17 protein-coding genes are annotated in these 21,689 nt (G+C 67.6%); 16 read left to right on the forward strand and 1 reads right to left on the reverse strand.

Going from position 1 to position 21,689, the window contains the following annotated elements; genetic code table 11:
* The first annotated feature begins 668 nt into the window (after window positions 1–668).
* The 7 genes from OIK44_RS08235 (at window position 669) to OIK44_RS08265 (ending at window position 6,974) form a co-directional block, all read left to right on the forward strand.
* Window positions 669–1,274 carry a MotA/TolQ/ExbB proton channel family protein gene (locus OIK44_RS08235; RefSeq protein ID WP_273670243.1) on the forward strand — a complete coding sequence of 202 codons (606 nt, stop codon included), beginning with the start codon at window positions 669–671 and terminating at the stop codon, window positions 1,272–1,274.
* The gene (locus tag OIK44_RS08240; protein ID WP_273670244.1) at window positions 1,271–1,714 is read left to right on the forward strand and encodes an ExbD/TolR family protein; all 444 of its coding nucleotides are present in this window, start codon (window positions 1,271–1,273) and stop codon (window positions 1,712–1,714) included. Before OIK44_RS08235 ends, OIK44_RS08240 begins: the two co-directional genes overlap by 4 nt.
* Window positions 1,715–1,766: 52 nt before the next feature.
* On the forward strand, window positions 1,767–2,855 hold the full coding sequence (lpxK, locus tag OIK44_RS08245) for a tetraacyldisaccharide 4'-kinase (protein ID WP_273670245.1): 1,089 nt from the start codon (window positions 1,767–1,769) through the stop codon (window positions 2,853–2,855).
* Complete coding sequence (locus tag OIK44_RS08250) at window positions 2,836–3,012, forward strand: Trm112 family protein (RefSeq protein ID WP_273670246.1); 177 nt, start codon at window positions 2,836–2,838, stop codon at window positions 3,010–3,012. Before lpxK ends, OIK44_RS08250 begins: the two co-directional genes overlap by 20 nt.
* A gap of 13 nt (window positions 3,013–3,025) precedes the next feature.
* Window positions 3,026–3,778: a 3-deoxy-manno-octulosonate cytidylyltransferase gene (gene kdsB / locus OIK44_RS08255; protein ID WP_273670247.1), complete on the forward strand. Its 753-nt coding sequence runs from the start codon at window positions 3,026–3,028 to the stop codon at window positions 3,776–3,778.
* A 210-nt stretch (window positions 3,779–3,988) separates the two neighbouring features.
* On the forward strand, window positions 3,989–4,645 hold the full coding sequence (adk, locus tag OIK44_RS08260) for an adenylate kinase (protein WP_273670248.1): 657 nt from the start codon (window positions 3,989–3,991) through the stop codon (window positions 4,643–4,645).
* Between the two features lie 211 nt (window positions 4,646–4,856).
* Window positions 4,857–6,974, forward strand: a complete 2,118-nt coding sequence (locus OIK44_RS08265; protein ID WP_273670249.1) for a sodium-translocating pyrophosphatase — start codon at window positions 4,857–4,859, stop codon at window positions 6,972–6,974.
* A gap of 63 nt (window positions 6,975–7,037) precedes the next feature.
* On the opposite strand, the gene OIK44_RS08270 is transcribed toward OIK44_RS08265, so the two are convergent.
* Complete coding sequence (locus tag OIK44_RS08270) at window positions 7,038–9,062, reverse strand: TonB-dependent receptor domain-containing protein (protein WP_273670250.1); 2,025 nt, start codon at window positions 9,060–9,062, stop codon at window positions 7,038–7,040.
* A gap of 236 nt (window positions 9,063–9,298) precedes the next feature.
* Here OIK44_RS08270 and OIK44_RS08275 point away from each other — a divergent pair, with 236 nt between their 5' ends.
* The 9 genes from OIK44_RS08275 (at window position 9,299) to OIK44_RS08315 (ending at window position 21,682) form a co-directional block, all read left to right on the forward strand.
* Window positions 9,299–9,709 (forward strand): hypothetical protein, encoded by a 411-nt coding sequence (locus OIK44_RS08275; RefSeq protein ID WP_273670251.1) that lies wholly within the window; start codon window positions 9,299–9,301, stop codon window positions 9,707–9,709.
* 13 nt (window positions 9,710–9,722) lie between these two features.
* Window positions 9,723–10,217, forward strand: a complete 495-nt coding sequence (locus OIK44_RS08280; protein ID WP_273670252.1) for a hypothetical protein — start codon at window positions 9,723–9,725, stop codon at window positions 10,215–10,217.
* A gap of 19 nt (window positions 10,218–10,236) precedes the next feature.
* Window positions 10,237–10,686, forward strand: a complete 450-nt coding sequence (locus tag OIK44_RS08285; RefSeq protein WP_273670253.1) for a hypothetical protein — start codon at window positions 10,237–10,239, stop codon at window positions 10,684–10,686.
* Window positions 10,687–10,878: 192 nt separating this feature from the next.
* Window positions 10,879–11,637, forward strand: coding sequence for a 3-hydroxyacyl-CoA dehydrogenase (locus OIK44_RS08290; RefSeq protein WP_273670254.1), 759 nt, complete (start codon window positions 10,879–10,881; stop codon window positions 11,635–11,637).
* Between the two features lie 82 nt (window positions 11,638–11,719).
* Window positions 11,720–13,498 carry a gamma-glutamyltransferase gene (gene ggt / locus OIK44_RS08295; protein WP_273670255.1) on the forward strand — a complete coding sequence of 593 codons (1,779 nt, stop codon included), beginning with the start codon at window positions 11,720–11,722 and terminating at the stop codon, window positions 13,496–13,498.
* Between the two features lie 129 nt (window positions 13,499–13,627).
* On the forward strand, window positions 13,628–14,797 hold the full coding sequence (locus tag OIK44_RS08300; RefSeq protein ID WP_273670256.1) for a patatin-like phospholipase family protein: 1,170 nt from the start codon (window positions 13,628–13,630) through the stop codon (window positions 14,795–14,797).
* Between the two features lie 40 nt (window positions 14,798–14,837).
* Complete coding sequence (locus OIK44_RS08305; protein ID WP_273670257.1) at window positions 14,838–19,073, forward strand: hybrid sensor histidine kinase/response regulator; 4,236 nt, start codon at window positions 14,838–14,840, stop codon at window positions 19,071–19,073.
* Window positions 19,074–19,177: 104 nt separating this feature from the next.
* Window positions 19,178–19,894 (forward strand): response regulator, encoded by a 717-nt coding sequence (locus OIK44_RS08310; RefSeq protein WP_273670258.1) that lies wholly within the window; start codon window positions 19,178–19,180, stop codon window positions 19,892–19,894.
* A 165-nt stretch (window positions 19,895–20,059) separates the two neighbouring features.
* Complete coding sequence (locus OIK44_RS08315; RefSeq protein WP_273670259.1) at window positions 20,060–21,682, forward strand: AMP-binding protein; 1,623 nt, start codon at window positions 20,060–20,062, stop codon at window positions 21,680–21,682.
* Window positions 21,683–21,689 lie beyond the last annotated feature (7 nt).

Here is a 21,689-nt window from a genome sequence, read left to right on the forward strand (position 1 = left end):
GGCCGCTGCCTTCTGTTTCGCGGCGCCGGCAAACTGCATTGTTGGCGGCCGCTGAGCGCTTGCCAGGTGCTGCCGGGCAAGTAATCGAGGCTGCCCTATTTTTGCGCATGGAAATATTAATTATATAAATCAATGGCTTGAGGGGGGATGGATAGGCTTGCTCACAATCTTATCCACAGAAGATGTGCAGAACTTTGCGCCACCTCAAAGCGGTCGGATGGCTTGCCTGTACGGCGTGTGCACGGGCTATGCCGTATTTTTGCGCATGCAAATTTAAATGATATAAATCAATGACTTGACGAGGAGGGGGCGGCCTTGCGCACAATCTTATCCACAGAAGATGTGCAGAACTCCACAACTGAACTGTTCAGCCTGTCGGCCGGCGGCGCTCCGGCCGTCCCGGTGGATATCTGCGCCGCTGCCATGTTTTTACTCATGGCAAAAATATCCTTATAAATCAAGGTGCTTGGCGATTGTTAATTCGCTTGCTAACAATCTTATCCACAGAATATGTGCAAAAACCGCCATGTCTAGACCTGACCCCAATGTTGCGGTGGATAAAACCGACATGTCTAGACCTGACCCCAAAGTTTCTGGGCTTACATTGCGCCATTGCGCTTGCCTGTGCGTACAATAGGCGTTTGCGCCCCATTTTTCAGGAGTTTGTGTTGCTCGCTATTTTTCATGCCGCTGGCTGGCCTATCTGGCTGTTGTTGGTCGCCTCTGTCGTCGCCGTGGCGTTGATCGTCGAGCGTTTGCTGTATTTGCGCCGCAGTAAGATTTTGCCGCGTAAGTTGCTCGATGAGGTGGTGAAGGTGTATCGCGGCGCGCAGATCAGCGCCGATACGCTGGAGAAGCTGGAGCAGAATTCGCCGCTCGGCGTGGTGCTCGCCGCCGCGCTGCGCAATGTCGATTCGCCGCGCGAGGTGATGAAGGAGTCGATCGAGGAGGCCGGCAGCGGCGTGGCCCATGTGCTGGAGCGTTTTTTGACGACGCTGGGCACGATTGCGACGCTGGCGCCGTTGATGGGCTTGTTCGGCACCGTGGTCGGCATGATCGAGATTTTCGGTTCGCAGAACGCCGGCGGCGCGAATCCGACGCAGTTGGCGCATGGTATTTCGGTGGCGCTGTATAACACGGGTTTCGGGTTGGCGATCGCCATGCCGACGCTGGTGTTTTACCGCCATTTCCGCGCCCTGGTCGATAGTTTCATCATTGAGATGGAGCAGCAGGCCGTCAAGTTCGTCGATATCGTTCACAGTGCGCGCAAATGAATTTCCGTAAAGGTAAGGGGCGCGAGGATCCCGAAATCAATCTGATTCCTTTCATCGATGTGTTGTTGGTGATTTTGATTTTTTTGATGGTGACGACGACGTATAGCAAGTTCACCGAGTTGCAGATCACCTTGCCGACGGCCGACGCCAGCAAGGCGGTGGAGAAGCCGAACGAGATCAATGTGACGGTCGACGCCAAGGGCAATTACACGGTGAATCATGTGGCCGTGTCTTTCCGCGACGCGGCCGGTCTGGCCGATGCCTTGCGCGAGGCGGCCCTGGAGGCGAACCAGGGTAAGCCGCCGGCGCAGACGCCGGTGGTGATCGTCAATGCCGACCAGTTTGCGATGCATCAGATGGTGATTAATGTGATGGAGGCGGCGCGTTTGGCCGGCTATGAGAAGCTGACGTTCGCCGCGCAGGCCGGCGCTAAAAAGTAATCCGATCCCAGGGGGCGCCGGCCGGCGCGCCCGCTCCCTTTCCCTCCCTTGCATGCCGACTTCCCGCCCGCTCCAGTCCCCACTTTCCGCTCCGCCGCAGCCGTCCCGGTTGGAGGCGACCCTGACCCGCAATTGGTTGCGCCGCGGTGCGCTGGCCTGCGCCTTGTGGCCGCTGTCCTTGTTGTTCGGCGCGCTGAGCGCGGCGCGCGCCGCTTTGTTCCGGGCCGGTGTGCTGAAGTCGGCGCGCTTGCCGGTGCCGGTGGTGGTGGTGGGGAATATTTTTATCGGCGGCACGGGCAAGACGCCGTTGACGATCTGGCTGGTGCAGGCGCTGCGCGAGCGCGGCTTGCGGCCCGGCGTGATTTCGCGCGGGCATGGCAGCCGCGACCGCTCGCCACGTCCGGTGACGCCGCAGTCGACGCCGGGCGAGGTCGGCGACGAGCCGCTGTTGATCGCCCAGCACGGCCGCTGTCCGGTGGTGGTGGGGCGCGACCGCGCCGCCGCCGGCAGCGCACTGCTGGCCGCGTATCCGGATGTCGATGTGTTGATCGCCGATGACGGTTTGCAGCATTACGCCTTGCAGCGCGACGTGGAGATTGTCTTGTTCGACGGCCGCGGCGTTGGCAACGGCTGGTTGTTGCCGGCCGGCCCGCTGCGCGAGGGGCCGCGGCGGCGCCGCGATTTCACGGTGGTGAATACGCCGCTGTTGACGGCGGATTTGCGGGCGGCGCTGGCCGGGCCGGGCGGCGCCGCGTTCCAGATGCAGTTGCTCGGCGAGTTCGCCGAGCGCTTGGCCGAGCGCGCCGAGCGCATGCCGCTGGCCTTGCTGGCCGGCGGCGGCCGGCGCATCGTCGCGGCCGCCGGCATCGGCAATCCCGGGCGCTTTTTCAGCATGCTGAAAAGCGCCGGCGTGCAGTGCGCGGAACTGCCTTTGCCGGACCATCATGATTTCCTCGACCGGCCGTTTGCGGACGTCGACGCGGACATCATCTTGATCACGGAGAAGGATGCAGTAAAATGTGCGCAAATTGAATATCTCAAAGACGATCCGAGACTGTGGGTCGTTCCGGTCACGGCGCGCATCGATGCCGCGCTGGCCCAACAAATTGTGGAGAAATGTCGTGGATACTCGACTGCTTGATATCTTGGTTTGCCCTATTTGCAAGGGCCCGCTCGAACACGACAAGAAGGCGCTGGAGTTGATCTGCCGCGCCGACCGCCTTGCCTATCCTATCCGCGACGGCATTCCGATCATGTGGGCCGACCAGGCCCGCACGCTGCAAGACGCCGTCGAATAAGGCCGCCTGCAGCATGTCTTTCATTGTGATCATTCCGGCGCGGCTGGCCTCGACGCGCCTGCCGAACAAGCCTTTGGCCGATCTCGGCGGCAAGCCGATGGTGGTGCGGGTGGCCGAGCGCGCCGCCGCCTCCGGTGCGGTGCGCATTATCGTCGCCACCGACCATGAGGATATCCGCGCCGCCTGCGAGCGGCACGGCGTCGAGGTGTGCATGACGCGCGCCGACCATCCGTCCGGCACCGACCGCATCGCCGAGGTGGCGCGCACGCTGCAGTTGCCGCCGCAGGCCGTGGTCGTCAATTTGCAGGGCGACGAGCCCTTGATCGATCCGGCCCTGCTGGCCGCCGCCGCCGCGCAGATCAGCGCGACGGTGCCGATGGCCACCTGCGCCCATCCGCTGCGCGAGGCCGCCGACGTGTTCAATCCGAACGTCGTCAAGGTGGTGCTGGACAAGGCCGGGCGCGCGCTGTATTTCTCGCGCGCGGCGATCCCCTGGCACCGCGACGGCTTCGCGCAATCGACGCAGGCGCTGCCGGACGCTTACGCGCCGCTGCGCCACATCGGCCTCTACGCCTACAGCAACGCTTTCCTGCAAGCCTATCCGGATCTGGCGGTGTCGCCGCTGGAGTCGGTCGAGGCGCTGGAGCAGTTGCGCGTGCTGTGGCACGGTTATCCGATTGCCGTGCATGTGACGGCGTCGGCGCCGGCGGCCGGCGTGGACACGCCGGAAGATTTGGCGCGCGTCAGGTTGCATTTCGCGCAGTGAGCGCGGTATTGCGCTAACACAGGAAAAAACGATGTTTTGAGGCCAAAAAGACGCCAAACACTGCGTTTGATCAATCTCGCCATGTCAAATCGGCCACAAAGTTACGTTCCGCTGAACTTTTGTGGTAAGTTCCGTAGGAAGATAGTCAGATCAGCATCATCAAGTTTGCAGCACACCACCATATCCCCATATCTGTTTTAGGAATTTTTCATGCGTCTTATTCTTTTAGGAGCACCCGGTGCCGGCAAGGGCACCCAAGCTAATTTCATCAAGGAAAAATACAATATCCCGCAAATCTCCACCGGCGACATGCTGCGCGCCGCGATCAAGGCGGGCACGGAACTGGGTATCGCCGCCAAGAAGATCATGGATGCGGGCGGACTGGTGTCGGACGACATCATGATCGGCCTGGTGAAGAACCGCCTGAAAGACGCCGACTGCGCGAACGGTTATCTGTTCGACGGTTTCCCGCGCACGGTCGCGCAAGCGGACGCGATGAAGGATTCCGGCATTCATGTCGACTATGTGCTGGAAATCGACGTGCCGGACGCGTCCATCGTCGAGCGCATGGACGGCCGCCGCACCCATCCGGCGTCGGGCCGCAGCTACCACGTCAAATTCAATCCGCCGAAGGTTGAGGGCGTCGACGACGTCACCGGCGAAGCGCTGATCCAGCGCGACGACGACAAGGCGGAAACCGTCAAGAAGCGCCTGGAAGTGTTCCACAACCAGACCGAAGTGCTGCTTGGCTACTACAACGACTGGGCCAAGTCCGGCACGCCGGGCGCACCGAAGTACCGGCGCATTTCCGGCGTCGGTCCGGTCGAACAGATTCGCGATAGCGCGTTCGCCGCGCTGGCCGAATAAGCATCACCCGAAAGAGCGGACCGTGTGTCCGCTTTTTTTGCGCCCGAGCGCGGCGCCGCCGTCCCGTTTTCGCTTGGTCCGCCCCTCCCCGGGCGGGCGTTGCAAGGTTTTGCAGTACGCAGGTTGGTTGGCTGCGCGTGTCTATCCGGCACGGCCGGCAGTTTTCTGAGTGTCGTAGTGGTAGTGCTTGATCTAAAACAAAGGGGACAATATGGCAGCTAGTCTTTGCTTCGCGATAATCTGCGGCGTCATCGCCGTCGTGTATGGTCTGTGGTCCCGTAGTTGGATTTTGCGCCAGGATGCGGGCAACGCCCGCATGCAGGAAATCGCCCTGGCGATCCAGCAGGGCGCGGCCGCTTATCTGGCGCGCCAGTACCGCACCATCGCCATCGTCGGCGTGGTGTTGTTGATCGTGATTTTCGCCTTGCTGGGCGCGCAGACGGCGCTCGGTTTCTTCATCGGTTCGGTGCTCTCCGGCGCCTGCGGCTTCATCGGCATGAACGTGTCGGTGCGCGCCAATGTGCGCACGGCGCAGGCGGCCACGCGGGGCATGAACGAGGCGCTTGACGTCGCCTTCAAGGGCGGCGCCATCACCGGCATGCTGGTGGTCGGCCTGGGCCTGCTGGGCGTGACGCTGTTCTACTGGATGCTGATGTCGGGCGCCCCGGCCGGCGCCGACCAGCACAAGGTGATCCAGCCGCTGATCGGCCTGGCCTTCGGCGCCTCGCTCATTTCCATCTTCGCCCGTCTGGGCGGCGGCATCTTCACCAAGGGCGCCGACGTCGGCGCCGACCTCGTCGGCAAGGTCGAGGCGGGCATTCCCGAGGACGACCCGCGCAATCCGGCCGTGATCGCCGATAACGTCGGCGACAACGTCGGCGACTGCGCCGGCATGGCCGCCGACCTGTTCGAAACCTATGTCGTGACGCTGATCGCGACGATGCTGCTGGGCGCCCTGCTGATCAGCGGCTCCGGCGCCGCCATCATTTATCCCCTGCTGCTGGGCGCCGTGTCCATCATCGCCTCCATCGTCGGCTGCTCGATGGTGAAGGCCCAGCCGGGCAAGAAAATCATGTCGGCGCTGTACACCGGCCTGTGGTGGGCCGCGGGCCTGTCGCTGATCGGCTTCGCCGTCGTCACCTGGATGCTGTGGCCGGACGAGGCGATGCGCATGAAGATGATGGGCTCGACCGTGGTCGGCATCGTCCTCACCGGGCTGATGGTCTACATCACCGAGTACTACACGGGCACCGACTTCCATCCGGTGCGGCATATCGCCGAGGCTTCCACCACCGGGCACGGCACCAACATCATCGCCGGCCTGGGCGTGTCGATGAAGTCGACCGCCTATCCGGTGCTGGCCGTGTGCGCGGCCATCCTGGTGGCCTACCAGCTGGGCGGTTTGTACGGTATCGCGATCGCCGCCACGTCGATGCTGTCGATGGCCGGCATCGTCGTCGCGCTCGACGCCTACGGCCCGATCACCGACAACGCCGGCGGCATCGCCGAAATGTCGGGCCTGCCCGATTCCGTGCGCGCCATCACCGATCCGCTGGACGCCGTCGGCAACACCACCAAGGCCGTCACCAAGGGCTACGCGATCGGCTCGGCCGGCCTGGCCGCGCTGGTGCTGTTCGCCGACTACACGCACGCGCTGGAATCGGTCGGGCAGCACATCACTTTCGATTTGTCGAATCCGATGGTGATCGTCGGCCTGTTCATCGGCGGCCTGATCCCCTATCTGTTCGGGGCGATGGCGATGGAGGCGGTGGGGCGGGCGGCCGGCGCCGTGGTGGTCGAGGTGCGCCGCCAGTTCCGCGACATCAAGGGCATCATGGACGGCAGCGGCAAGCCTGAGTACGACAAGGCGGTGGATATGCTGACGGCGTCGGCGATCCGGGAAATGATCGTGCCCTCGCTGCTGCCGGTGGTGGTGCCGATTGTCGTCGGCATGCTGCTCGGGCCGGCCGCGCTGGGCGGCCTGTTGATGGGCACCATCGTCACCGGCCTGTTCGTCGCCATTTCGATGACGACGGGCGGCGGCGCCTGGGATAACGCCAAGAAGTATATTGAGGATGGCAATTTCGGCGGCAAGGGTTCGGACGCGCACAAGGCGGCCGTCACCGGCGACACCGTCGGCGATCCCTACAAGGACACGGCCGGCCCGGCCGTCAATCCCCTGATTAAGATCATCAACATCGTCGCGCTGCTGCTGGTGCCGCTGCTGCCGGCCAGCGGCTGGCTGGCGGTCGGCGCGCCGGTGGCGCTGCACGCGCCGGCGGCCGTGACGGCGCCGGCGCCGGCCGTCGTCGTCGCGCCGGCCCAGTAAGGGGCGGCACGCGGCGGCGGGGGGCCGGCCTGCTCAGGGGCCGGCCCCGTTATCACGCCCGGCTCAGAAGTTCGACGTCGCGCCGACAAATACGCGCCGGCCCGGCACGTAGTAGTTGACGGCGCCGTCCGCCTTCGGCCCCTTCTTGAACAGGTTCTCGATGCCGGCGCGCAGGGTGAACTGCTGGCCCAGCTTGTACGATGCGAGCGCGTCGACGATGCGGTAAGCCTTGGTCTGCACATTGCCGCCGTCCAGTTGCTTGCCGGTGTACTGGTGCGTCACTTCCGCATACAGCTGATCGTTGACTTGCCAGCCCAGCGCCGAGAACACCGACACTTTCGGCGTCGCCAGCAGGTTGGCGCCGGTGCTCAGGTTCTTCGCCTCGGCCATGTATGTCAGGTTGTTGCGCAAACTGATGTCTTTGCTGAGCGGTATTGTCGCCGTCGCCTCGACGCCGCTGGTGCGCGCCTTCTGGATGTTCTGCATCTTGGTCCACCAATAACCGTGCGCCTTGCCCAAGGGCGCGTAGTCGATCTTGTTCTTGAAGTTGGTGCGGAAATAGGTCAGGCCCAGGTCCCAGCCGGCGCGGGCGTAGGCGACGCCGATTTCGCCGCTCTCGCTGGTTTCCGGTTTCAGGTCGGCGTTGCCGGCCATGTAGCAACCTTCGTTGACGTAGCCGAGCGGGCGCAGGCTGCCGCAGCCGTTGCCGCCGGACTGGGTCGCCGCGCTCGGCGAGTTTTCCTTCAGGCTGGGGGCGCGGAAGCCTTTCGACACGCCGCCGCGCACGGTCCACTCCGGCAGCGGATGGTAAACCAGGTAGACGCGCGGGCTGGTATTGTTGCCGAACTTGCCGTGGTGGTCGAGGCGGGCGCCCAGCGTCGCCGTCAAGTCTTCGCGCAGGTAGATCTGGTCTTCGGCGAACAGGGCCGAGGTGGAGCCCGACAGCGAGGCGCCGGACACCTCCTTGCCGTTGTAATCGGACGGCACGGTGCCGATGGTGTCCGTGTTCGTCAGTTTTTCGCGCTTCCACTGGCCGCCCAGCGTCAGCAACTGCTCGAAGCCGAAGTTGAGGCGCTTTTCCAGCGTCGCGTCGAAGGCCGTGTCGGACGATTTGGCGGTCGCTTCGGCGATTTTGTTGTCGTAGTCGTTGTGGTAGAGATTGATCTTGGTCTTGCCGAAACTCCAGCGGCCCTCATGGCCGATGCCGACGCTGGTGCGCACCAGCTCGCTCGCGCCCCAGGCGGGCTGCACGGGCCGGTTCTTGGCGTTGAGCTGCGACGAGGCCGTCGCGCGTTGCTTGCCGTAGCTGGCGTCCAGCGACAGGTTCTGGTTCGGCGCCAGCGCCCAGTTCAACTGGCCCGTGACGGTGTCGTTGCGTTCGCCGCCCACGCCGCCGTGGAGCCCGCCGCTGGTGTCGTCCGGATTCTGCCGCGTCTGGCTGACGCCGAGGCGCACGCCGACGCCGTCGGCCAGCGGGCCGGCCAGGTTCAGGCCGAGCTGGTGCGCCGTGCCGCGGTCGCTGTCCTGCGGCCGCGTGTAGTTGGCCGTGGCCGAGCCGGCCCATTTTTTCGGCACCTTGCGGGTGATGATGTTAATCACGCCGCCCATGGCGTCGGAGCCGTACAGCGAGGACATCGGCCCGCGCACCACTTCGATGCGTTCGATCATCTCGGGGGAGATCCAGTTCAAGTCCTGCCGGCCCAGGTCGGGGCGGTAGTTGGTGTCGGCCGAATTGCCCTGGCGCTTGCCGTCGACGAGGATCAGCGTGTATTTGTCGGGCAGGCCGCGCAGCTTGATCTTCGATTGGTCGCCGGTCGGGCTGTTGCCGCCGCTTACGCCGGGGATGCGCCGCAGCAGGGTGGCCAGGTCGTACACGGGCTGGCGCTCGATCTCTTCGCGGCTGATGACGCTGATGCTGGCCGGGGCGTCGTGGATGTCGAGCGCAGCGCCCGAGGCCGTCACCACCACCACCGGCAACGGAGCGGCGTCGCGCACCGGCTCCGGATTGGCCCAGGCGCTGCCGACGGCGATGCTCAGCACACAAGGGATCAAGCGCAGGGAACGTCGCGCCGTGTTTCGATTCTTCATACCAGCCTTCAATGTTGTCAATGGGGCGGACGATGCCCGGGTCTTGTCTATTTCTTAATTGCGAATGAGAGTGATTCGCATTGCGGTGTTAACTTTACACCACAGTAGTGATTTTTGGCAAGCTTGGAACTGGCCGCGATTAAAGAGTGAGAAATTGTTACCGGCGCTTTTCTTTCGCGGGGCACCTGCCAATAATGAGTTCACCTTCATCGGATTTCGAAGGCCGGAGGCGCATCATGGAAGAGCAACTCGCAGCACCCCGGCAGCAGGGCCGGGGCAGCAGGAAGTATCTGAAGCCGGCACTGGCGCTGGCCTTTCTCATCGGTTCTGTGTTGGCCGGCAATGCCTGGGCCGACCGTGGCGGCCACCATGGCCATCATGGCCACCACGGCCGCAGCCACGTCGGCGTGTTCATCGGCGCGCCCCTGTTTTGGGGGCCGGGCTGGTATGCCGATCCCTACTATGGCTATCCCTACCGCTATCGGCCGGTGCTGGTGGCGCCCGAGCCGCTCGTGTACATCGAGCGCGATGTCGCGCCGGCAACGGCCTTGTGGTACTTCTGCAGCAATCCGCAAGGCTATTATCCCTACGTGAAACAATGCTCGACCAGCTGGCGCACGGTCACGCCGCAGTCCGTCGGGCGCTAGGAGGGGCGTGAGAATGAGGACGAGGATTTTACGCATGCTGTCGGCGCTGCCGGCGGCCCTGTTGCTGGGCGCTTGCACGACGCTGCCGAGCGGCCCGTCGGCGCTGGTGCTGCCCGGCACGGGCAAGAGTTTCGACCAGTTCCGCAGCGACGACTTTTCCTGCCGCGGCTATGCGCAGATGCAGACGGGCGGCGGTTCGGCGCAGCAGGCCGGCATCGACAGCGGCGTGCGCAGCGCCGCGCTGGGCACGGCGATCGGCGCGCTTGCCGGCGCGGCCATGGACGGCGGCCACGGCGCCGGGGTTGGCGCCGGCGCCGGCCTGGCCTTCGGCACCTTGGCCGGCGTGGGCGCGGGCGAGTATTCCGGCTACGCCTTGCAGCAGCGCTATGATTACGCTTATCAGCAATGCATGTACGCCAACGGGCACCGGGTGCCGGTGGCGGGCTGGCTCAGCGAAGTGCCGGCGCATGCCGCCATTCCGCCGCCCAATACACCGCCGCCCCGTTGAGCCGGCCGGGAACGGGCAGATGACAGCCTGGATCGCCGCCGCCGCGCTGTGTGTCGCCGCGATCGGCGCAGCGGCGGGCGAGGTGCGCCGTGCCGACGCCGGCGCGGCATCGCCGCACTGGCCGCTCTGTACGCTGGCGCCGGACGATCCCAGCCGGCTGGCCGTGGAACCATGCCGGCCCGCGCCGCCCGCGCCTGGCGCCGCGCGCCGCGCCGTGCCGCAAATCATCATGCCGATGCCGATGCCGATGCCGCCGCCGGCGTTGCCGCCGGCCCCGGCGCCGGTCCGGACGCCGGCGTGGGCGAAGCCGGCGGTGCCGCCGCGCGCGCCGCTGCCGGTGAATAGTTGCGAGCTCGGCGTCTGCCGCGACGCGGCCGGCGTACTTTATAACGGTGGCGTCGGCAACGTCACGCTGGATCCGAACGGCCGGCCATGCGTGCGCAACGGCGCGTGGTTGCAGTGTTTTTAGCCGCGCTTATTCGCTGTTGCCGGCGTTTTCAGGCCCCTTTCTTCCTGTTTCCGGTTTTTCTCTGTTCGCCTGAAAAATTCGCTACAATTGCCTCCACTTGACGTTTACGTAAACGGCAAATAAGCAGGTGGACTTTGCCCAGACCGCCGAAGCAGGCGGCGCTACCCTTTTCACATTTGACGGAGGAATTTTATGCAGATTCAAGACAATGTATTCATCATCACCGGTGGCGCATCCGGCCTGGGCGCGGCGACGGCGCGCATGATTACGGCGGCCGGCGGCAAGGTGGTGCTGGCCGACGTGCAGGTGGAAGCCGGCACGAAACTGGCGGCGGAGTTGCACGGCCAGTTCGTCAAATGCGACGTGACGTCGGAGGTGGACGGCCAGGCTGTCGTCGCCGCCGCCGTCGCGCTGGGCACCTTGCGCGGCCTGGTCAATTGCGCCGGCGTCGCGCCGGCCGTGAAAACCGTCGGCAAGGACGGCCCGCACCCGCTGGAACTATTCCAGCGCACTGTCAACATCAACCTGGTCGGCACATTCAATATGGCGCGCCTGGCGGCCGATGCGATGGGCAAGACCGAGGCCACTGGGCAGGGCGAGCGCGGCATCATCGTCAACACGGCGTCGGTGGCGGCCTTCGATGGCCAGATCGGCCAGGCCGCGTATGCGTCGTCGAAGGCGGCCGTGGTCGGCCTGACGCTGCCGATGGCGCGCGACCTGGCGCGCAGCGGCATCCGCGTGATGACGGTCGCTCCCGGCATTTTCGAGACGCCGATGTTGCTGGGCATGCCGGCCGAGGTGCAGGACGCGCTGGGCAAGATGGTGCCTTTCCCTTCGCGCCTGGGCAAGCCGGAGGAATACGCCCACCTGGTCAAGAGCATCATCGAAAACGTTATGCTGAACGGCGAAAGCATCCGCCTGGACGGCGCCATCCGCATGCAACCGAAGTAAGCCGTTGGCGGTTTTGAGGTAGGATGCCGGAACATCAGGCGCGCGGCCGCACGGTCAGCGCGCCTTTTTTTTCGGAGAATCCATGATCAGAATGAAGACGCTGGCGCTCGCTTGCGCGCTGCTGGGCGCGCTCGCCGCCGCCCCCGCCCACAGTTACGAGGCGCCGCAGCGGGCGCCGGAGATCGCCTCCGGCTACGCCAACAAGACCGGCTGGGCGGCGAAAAAATTCATGGTGGCGGCGGCCAATCCGCTCGCCGCCGACGCCGGCTACCAGATGCTGCGGCGGGGCGGGGCGGCGATCGACGCGGCCATCGCCACGCAACTGGTGCTCAGCCTGGTCGAGCCGCAATCCTCGGGCATAGGCGGCGGCGCCTTCCTGATGCATTCCGACGGCAAGACGGTGCAAGCCTACGACGGCCGCGAAACGGCGCCCGCCAGCGCCGACGAACACCTGTTCCAGAACCCGGACGGCAGCCCGCTGTCGCGCCGGGCCGGCATCGTCGGCGGCCGCGCGGTGGGCGCGCCGGGCGTGCTGCGCATGCTGGAGCTGGCGCACCAGCAGCACGGCAAGCTGCCGTGGGCGACGCTGTTCGGCCCCGCGCTGAAGCTGGCCGAGCGCGGCTTTCCCGTCAGCCCGCGCCTGAACACGCTGCTGCGCGCCGAGCAATACCTGCTCAAGGACCCGGTCGCCGCCGCCTACTTCTACGACGGGCGGCAGCAGGCCTGGCCGGTCGGCCACATCCTCAAGAACCCGGCGCTGGCGCGCACGCTGCGCGAGATCGCCAAGGGCGGCGCCGACGCCTTCTACCAGGGCCGCATCGCCGACGACATCGCCGCCAAGGTGGCCGGCCACGCCGCCAATCCGGGCGGCCTGACGGCGCGCGACATCGCCGACTACCGGCCCAAGGTGCGCGAGCCGGTCTGCAGCGACTACCGCCGCTGGACCGTGTGCGGCATGCCGCCGCCGTCGGCCGGCGGCATCGCCATCGCCCAGATGCTCGGCATCCTCGAACTGAAGGACATCGGCCAGTACCCGCCGCAAGACGGCGTCCCCGGCGCCGACGCCGTCCACCTGTTTGCCGAGGCGGGCCGGCTGGCCTTCGCCGACCGCGACCGCTACGTCGCCGACACCGACTTCGTGCCGCTGCCGGGCGCCGGCGTCGCAGCCATGCTCGACCGCGGCTACCTGGCGCAGCGCGCCGCGCTGATCGGCCCGGCCTCGATGGGCCGCGCCAAGTCCGGCACGCCGCCCGGCATGCTGGTGGCCTGGGGCGCCGACGACGCCGTCGAGCGGCCCTCGACCTCGCACCTGGCCGTCGTCGACCGCTACGGCGCCGGCCTGTCGATGACGACCTCGGTGGAGGACGCCTTCGGCTCGCGCCAGATGGTCGACGGCTTCTTGCTCAACAACCAGTTGACCGACTTCTCCTTCGCCTCGGCCGACGCCGACGGCTCGATCGCCAACCGGGTCCAGGCCGGCAAGCGGCCGCGCAGCGCGATGGCGCCGACGCTGGTGTTTGAAAAAGCCAGCGGCAAGCTGGTGCTGGCGGTGGGCGCGCCGGGCGGCTCGGCCATCATCAACTACGTCGCCAAGGTGCTGGTGGCGACCATGGACTGGGGCTTGAACGTGCAGCAGGCGATCAACCTGCCCAACTTCGGCAGCCGCAACGGCCCCACCGAGCTGGAGGCGGGGCGGGCGCCGGCGGCGCTGGTCGAGGCGCTCAAGGCCAGGGGCCACGAGGTGCGGGTGTTCGACCAGACCTCCGGCCTGCAAGGCATCATGCGCCTGAGCGCGCACGGTCAGGACATCTGGTTCGGCGGCGCCGACCCGCGCCGCGAGGGCAGCGTGCGCGGCGACTGAGACAGCCGGGGACAGACCACGATTTGCGGGCAAGACTTGCCCGGAAATCGTGGTCTGTCGCCGTTGTCGAATGTTTAATCCGCGCAACATTTATGCACAAAGGGGGCAGACCCTGCTAACCTTGCCTGCATGGGAATTCAAAAGAAGACAGGCTTGATCTTGACGGGCGGCGGCGCCCGCGCCGCCTACCAGGTCGGCGTGCTGCAGGCGATTTCGGAGATTTTGTGGGAGGCCGGCTGGCCGCCCGCCCGCAATCCCTTCGAGATCGTCTGCGGCACCTCGGCCGGCGCCATCAACGCCACCGCGCTGGCCTGCCGCGCCGACAATTTCGGCGAGGGCGTGCAAAAGCTGCTCGACGTCTGGCAGCACATCGAGGTCGAGCAGGTCTACCGCGCCGATTCGCTCGGCGTGATCCGCTCCGGCGCGCGCTGGCTGTCGCTGCTGTCCTTCGGCTGGCTGCTGCGGCAGTGGCGCGCCGCGCCGCCGACCTCGCTGCTCGACAACACCCCGCTGGTGAGCCTGCTGCACCGCATGCTCGACCTGCCGCGCCTGGACGCGGCGCTGTCGGACGGTCTGCTGCACGCGCTGGCCGTCACGGCCTCGTCCTACTCGGGCGGCCAGCACATGACGTTTTACCAGACGGCCGCCGACATCGTTCCCTGGATACGCACGCAGCGCGTCTCGCTGCAGGACCAGATCGGCGTCGAGCACCTGCTGGCGTCGGCGGCCATTCCCTTCATCTTCCCGGCCGTGCCGCTGTACGTCGGCGGCCGCCGCGAGTACTGCGGCGACGGCTCGATGCGCCAGCTGGCGCCGATCTCGCCGGCCATCCACCTGGGCGCCAGCAAGGTGCTGGTGGTCGGCGCCGGCCGCCTGACGGAGCCGGCGCGCGACGCCGCCGAGGCGGCGCGCTACCCCAGCCTGGCGCAGATCGCCGGCCACGCCATGTCCTCGATCTTCCTCGACAGCCTGGCCGTCGACATCGAGCGCCTGAACCGCGTCAACCTGACGCTGTCGATGCTGCCCGAGGAGCTGCTCGGGCGCACGCCGCTGAAGCCGGTCGAGCTGCTGGTGATCGCGCCGTCCGAGCGCCTCGACGACATCGCCAGCCGCCACATCGGCAGTTTGCCGCGGCCGATACGCACGATGCTCTCGGGCATAGGCGCGGCCGAGGCGCGCGGCGCCGCGTTGGCCTCGTACTTATTGTTCGAATCGTCTTATACTTGCGAGCTGATCCGGCTGGGCCAGCGCGACACGCAGGCCCGCAAGGATGACGTACTGGCGTTTTTCGGCTCGTGAGCGCCGCCCGCCTTTCCCCCACTTTGCCGATAGGACGCTTGTGCTGTTATTCCGACGACTAGGCGGGCCGCTTGCGCCGTTGCTGGCCCTGCTGCTGGCGCTGCTGGGCGCGGCCGCGCCGGCCGGCGCCGCCCCGGCGCGCACGCTGCGTTTCGAGCAGCTCAGCGTCGAGCACGGCCTGGCCCAGGAAACCGTGCTGTCGATCGCCCAGGACCGCCAGGGCTTCATGTGGTTCGGCAGCCAGGCCGGCCTGAGCCGCTACGACGGCTACCGCGTCGTCACCTACAAGAGCAGCGGCAGCGACAGCCGTAGCCTGGCGGCCGACTGGGTGCGCGCGCTGCACGTGGACCCGTCCGGCCAGTTGTGGGTCGGCACCGACGGCGGCCTGGACCGCTACGACCCGCTCAGCCACGACTTCAGCCATTTCGTGCCGCACGACGCCGGCAAGCGCGGCAACGGCAACCGCCACGTCCGCGCCATCGTCGACGACGGCGCCCGCGGCCTGTGGATCGCCACGGCCGACGGCTTGCAGCACCTGGACCCGGGCACCGGCCGCTTCACGCTGTGGCACCACGACCCGGCCCGCCCCGGCAGCCTGGGCGACAACGTCATCAACGCGCTGGCGCGCGACGGCGCCGGCCGCCTGTGGGTCGGCACCGCCAGCGGCCTGGACATGCTGGCGCCGGGCGCCGCCGAGTTCGAGCACTTCGCGCCCGAGCCGACGCCCGGCTCGAAGTTCAACGCCGTGCAGGCGCTGCTGGTGGACGCCGACCAGCAATTGTGGATAGGCAGCCTGGGCGGCATCGAGCGCTGGCGCCTCGACCGCACGCCGGGCGGGGCGCCGCAGCGCAGCCGCCTGGGCCCGCGCGAGGGCTTGAAGGAGGGCCACATCGGCGCCCTGTACCAGGACGGCGACGGCACCGTCTGGGTCGGCAGCAATGCCGACGGCCTGTACCGCTGGATGCCGCGGCAGCAGCGCTTCGTCCAGTACCGCCACCACGACAGCGACAAGCACAGCGTCGCCGACAACCAGGTGTCGGCGCTGTTCCGCGACCGCGTCGGCACCTTCTGGGTCGGCACCTGGTACAACGGCGTGAGCCGGGTCGACCTGGGCAGCGGCGGCTTTTCCCACTTCGCCAAGGCGGCCGACGCGCCGCACTCGCTGTCGGACAACAAGGTGCGCGCGCTGGCCGAGGCCGGCGCCGGGCGCGTCTGGGTCGGCACCAACCGCGGCTTGAACCTGTTCGACCCGGCCAGCGGCGCGGCCGAGGTGTTCGGCCTGAACCCGAACGTGCCGGCCGCGCTGCGCGACGAGCAGGTGACGGCGCTGTGGCGCGGCAAGGGCGACGTCCTGTGGGTGGGCGGGCGCACCGGCCTGCACCGGATGGACACGGCCAGCAAGCGTTTCAGCACGCTGTGGTTCGCCCGCGGCGACCCGGCCAGCGACATCATCCGCGGCATCGTCGCCGACCGCGCCGGCATGTTGTGGGTGTCTTCGCGCGGCGGCCTGCACCGCCTCGACCCCGACACCCGCGCCTTCCAGAGCTACCGCCACGACCCGGCCGACAGCACCAGCCTGGCCGACAACGTGGTGCGCCCGGTGCTCGAAGACAGCCGCGGCGCGCTGTGGGTCGGCACCTTCAACGGCCTCGACCTGCTGGACCGCCGGACGGGGCGCTTCCGCCACTTCCGCCACGATCCGCGCGACCCGGCCAGCCTCAGCCACGACGAGGTGCACGCGCTGTTCGAGGACGGCGACGGCAACGTCTGGGTCGGCACCGCCTATGGCTTGAACCGCATGAAGATGGGCGCCGACGGCGTGCCGCGCTTTCGCCGCTACCTGCGCCGCGACGGCATGGCCGACGACGCCATCGCCAGCATCCTCGCCGACGGCAAGGGCGGCCTGTGGCTGAGCACCAACAGCGGCATCAGCCACCTGGACATCGCCAGCGGCCGCTTCCGCAACTTCGACAGCTCCGACGGCACGGCCGAAGGCGCCTTCTTCGACGGCTCGGCGCTGCGCGGCGCCGACGGCACCCTGTACTTCGGCGGCTTTTCCGGCGTCACCGCGTTCACGCCGCAGGCGATCCGCAACAACGGCGTCGCCCCGGCCGTCGCCATCACGGCCTTCCAGATCCTCAACCAGCCCGTCGAGGCGGGGCGCGGCGCCTATCCGCACGTGCTCAGCGGCGCCATCGAGCGCAGCGCCGCGCTGACGCTGGGCGACCAGGACGCCGTCTTCTCGCTCGAATTCGCGGCCCTGCACTACGCGGCGCCGCAGCGCAACCGCTACGCCTACCGCCTGGAGGGCTTCGACCGCGACTGGGTCGCCACCGACGCCAGCAAGCGCTTCGCCACCTACACCAACCTCGACCCCGGCCAGTACGTGTTCCGCGTCAAGGCCGCCAACAAGGACGGCTTGTGGAACGACGAGGGCGCCACGCTGGCCATCACGATCCTGCCGCCGTACTGGAAAACCTGGTGGTTCCGCGCGCTGCTGGCGCTGCTGCTGCTGGGCGCGGCCTGCGCCGCCTACATGGCGCGCATGCGCGGCGTGCGGGCGCAGAAAACCTGGCTGGAGCGCCAGGTGTCGGCGCGCACCGCCGAGGTGGAGCAGAAGAACAGCCTGTTGCAGCAGCAGGAAAAGCGCGTGCGCCTGCAGTCGGGCGAGCTGGCGCTGGCCAACCGCGCGCTGCAGGACAACGACGAGCGGCTGCGCCAGGCCAAGCAGAAGGCCGAGGACGCGACGCGGCAAAAGTCCGAGTTCCTCGCCAATATGAGCCATGAAATGCGCACGCCGCTGGCCGGCGTCATCGGCATGCTCGGCTTCGCGCTGCGCGACCAGCAGCTGCAGGAGGGCACGCGCGCGCAAATCCTGCGCGGCCAGGCCAACGCCCAGTCGCTGCTGGCCATCATCAACGACCTGCTGGACTTCTCGAAGATCGAGGCGGGCAAGCTGAGCATCGAAAACATCGACTTCGCCCTGGGCGCGGCCATCGAAAACGTCGTCAGCCTGTTCGAGGAGCAGGCGGCGGCGCGCAGCGTCGGCTTCACCATCGACTTCGCGCCCGACCTGCCGACCTTCGTCGTCGGCGACCCGACCCGGCTGCGCCAGGTGCTGGTGAACCTGGTCGGCAACGCCTTCAAATTCACCCAGAGCGGCGCCGTCGGCGTGCGCGTCGAGCGCGCCGGCAGCGCGCCGGGGCCGCGCGGACGCGGCGTCAACCTGATCCGCTTCAGCGTGCGCGACTCCGGCATCGGCATCGAGCAGGAGGCGCTGCCGCGGCTGTTCCAGCAATTCGAACAGGCCGACAGCACGACGACGCGGCGCTACGGCGGCACCGGCCTGGGGCTGGCCATCTGCCGCCAGCTGGTCGAGCTGATGGACGGCCAGATCAGCGCCGAGAGCGCGCCCGGCGTCGGCAGCACCTTCAGCTTCGTCGTGCCGCTGGCCGACGGCGTGGCGCCGCCGCTGCTGCCGCAGGTGGCGCGGGCGCCGCACAGCCACCAGTTGCGCGTGCTGTGCGCCGAGGATTTCCCGACCAACCAGATCATCATCCGCGTGCTGCTGGAAGACCTGGGCCACCGCGTCGACGTCGTCGTCAACGGCGCGCTGGCCGTGGCCGCGTGCGCGCGCACGCGCTACGACCTGATCCTGATGGACGGCCGCATGCCGGAGATGGACGGCGCCAGCGCGACGCGGCTGATCCGCGCCGGCGGCCCGGCCGAGGCGCCGGTGCGCGACCAGGAAATGCTGATCATCGCGCTGACGGCCAACGCCAGCGAGGAGGACCGCAGCCGCTACCTGGGGGCCGGCATGGACGACTTCCTGACCAAGCCGATCGACGAGGCGGCGCTGCACTTCCAGCTGGGCCGCGCCATCGAACGCCAGTTGCAGCGCGGCTTCATGCTGCCGCTGATGCCGGCGCGCGGCGCGGCGCCGTCGGCGGCCGAGCTCGACGCGATGTTCGGCGTCGCGGCCGAGACGGCGCCGGCGCCGCCGGCGCGCGGCGGCGAATTGAAGCGGCGCCTGCGCGACGCCTTCGCCGCCGACGTCGACGGGCGCCTGGGCGCGCTCGACGCGGCGCTGGCGGCCTGCGACAGCGAGGCGGCCGGGCGCCTGCTGCACGGCCTCAAGGGCAGCGCCGCCTACCTCGACGAAATCGAGCTGCATCTGCTGTGCAGCGAACTGGAGGAGGCGGCCGACGCGGCCGAATGGGCGGCGCTGCGGGCGGCCATGCCGCGCCTGCGCGATCTGCTCGGGCGCATACGCTAGGCGGACTGGGCGGCGCCGCGCGGCGCTGGGTATAATCGGCCATTCAGGCAAGCGTCGTCCCGACATGATCTTGCGCGGCGGGCGCGGCCACATTGGAGAGCGACATGAAAGTACTGGTGGTGGACGATGACGTCGTCTCGCGCATGGTGTTGATGCACCTGATCGACAGCTGCGGCAGCTTCGACATCGTCGAGGCCGAGGACGGCGCCGACGCCTGGGAGCAGCTGGAAAACGGCCTGCGCCCGTCGATCTGCTTCTGCGACCTGCGCATGCCGCGGCTGTCCGGCATGGAGTTGCTGCAGCGCGTCAAGGGCGACGCCAGGCTGAACACCATGCCGCTGGTGCTGGTTTCCTCGGCGACCGACCGCGAAACCGTGCAACACGCGACCCAGTCGGGCGCGGCCGGCTACCTCGTCAAACCCTTCCAGGCCGAGCAGGTGCGCGTGCATTTGGGCGCCTACCTCGACCAGGCCGCCAGCGGCTACCTGCATCAGGCGGAAACGCCGCTGGAGACGGAACGGCGACTCGGCATCAACAGCGAGCGCCTGCTGGTCTACCTGGCCGGCTTCCAGAGCCAGCTCACGGCGGCCAGCGGCGAGCTGGACGCGCTGCTGGCGCGCGGCGAGCAGGACGAGGCGCAGAGCAAGGTCGAGCGGCTGCAGACGGGTTGCGTGACGCTGGGGCTGAGCGGCGCGGCGGCGGCGCTGGGCGGCTTCGCGGCGGGGCGGCTGAGCAGCACGGCGCTGCAGGCGGTGCTGGCCGACGTCGTGCGCGCCGTCATCCACCAGGCCGGCCTGGTGCGCCAGCAGCACCTGTCATAAAAGCCGGGGACAGACCACCATTTTCAAGAAATTATTCTTGAAAATGGTGGTCTGTCCCCGGCTGTTGCCGGCCGCTGGCCCGATTGTCTTGATGTTTGGATAGTTTAGGTTTAAAGTATCTGCTCGCAGGCCGCATCGATACGTTTATCCAAGCTCAGGGCGACTATGACCAGACCGACTGCCGCAGCACCCGCTTATTCCGCACATGTGGACCATTTCGCGCGCGAGCATTTGCCGCCGCCCGAGCTGTGGCCGCAGATCCGCTTCGATTTGCCCTCGCTGCAGTATCCGCCGCGCCTGAATTGCGTCGCCGCGCTGCTCGACGCGGCCGTCGCCGCCGGCGGCGGCGAGCGCATCGCCATCTACGCCGACGGCGTGCGCTGGACTTACGCGCAGCTGCAGCGCAAGGTCGACCAGGTCGCCCATGTGCTGCGCGCCGATATGGGCCTGGTGCCGGGCAACCGCGTGCTGCTGCGCGGCGCCAACAATCCGCTGATGGCGGCCTGTGTGCTGGCCGTGCTGAAGGCCGGTTGCGTCGCGGTGCCGACCATGCCGCTGCTGCGCGCCCGCGAACTGGCCGCCATCATCGGCAAGGCCGAGGTCAACGCGGTGCTGTGCGCCGCCGCGCTGCGCGGCGAGATCGACGCGCTCGACGCGGCGCCGGCCACGCTGTGGTTCAACGACGCCGGCGCCGACGCGCTGGAGGCGCGCATGGCGCGCCACACGGCGCCCTTCGAGGCCGTCGACACGGCCGCCGACGACGTCTGCCTGATCAGTTTCACGTCCGGCACCACCGGCGTCCCCAAGGGCACCATGCATTTCCACCGCGACGTGCTGGCCATTTGCGACTGTTTTCCCCGTTCGACGCTGGAGTCGCAGGCCGACGATGTCTTCATCGGCACGCCGCCGCTGGCCTTCACTTTCGGCCTCGGCGGCCTGCTGCTGTTCCCGCTGCGCGTGGGCGCCGCCACCGTGCTGCTGGAGAAGCTGACGCCGGAGTCGCTGCTGGCCGCGATCGCCCAGTACCGGGCCAGCGTCTGCTTCACGGCGCCGACGTTTTACCGCCAGATGACGCCGCTGGCGTCCCGGTTTGACTTGTCCAGCCTGCGCAAGACGGTGTCGGCCGGCGAGGCGCTGCCGCTGGCCACGCGCGACGGCTGGCAGGCCGCGACCGGCCTGGCGATGATAGACGGCATAGGCGCGACCGAGCTGCTGCACATCTTCATTTCGGCTGCCGGCGAGCAGATCCGCCGCGGCGCCACCGGCAAGCCGATTCCCGGCTACCAGGCGTGCATCCTCGACCGCGACGGCAAGCCGGTCGGCCCCGGCGTCATCGGCCGCCTCGCCGTCAAGGGGCCGACCGGCTGCCGCTACCTGGCCGACCCGCGCCAGAAGGATTATGTGCTGGACGGCTGGAACCTGACCGGCGACGCCTATGAAATGGACGCCGACGGCTATTTCTTCTACCGCTCGCGCACCGACGACATGATCATCTCGGCCGGCTACAACATCGCCGGCCCGGAGGTCGAGGATGCGCTGCTGCGCCATCCGGCCGTGGCCGAATGCGGCGTCATCGGCGTCGCCGACGAGGAGCGCGGCCAGGTGGTCGAGGCGCATGTGGTGCTGAAGGACGGTTTTCATGCGGACGCGGCGCTGGCGGCGCAGTTGCAGGAGTTCGTCAAGCGGCAGATCGCGCCGTATAAATATCCCCGCTCGATCAAGTTCCAGGCGGCGCTGCCGCGCACCGAAACCGGCAAGCTGCAGCGCTTCAAGCTGCGCACAGAATAAGGCCAGA

It is taken from the genome of Janthinobacterium fluminis (genome assembly GCF_028595325.1).
GTDB classification, from domain to species: Bacteria; Pseudomonadota; Gammaproteobacteria; order Burkholderiales; family Burkholderiaceae_D; genus Janthinobacterium; species Janthinobacterium fluminis.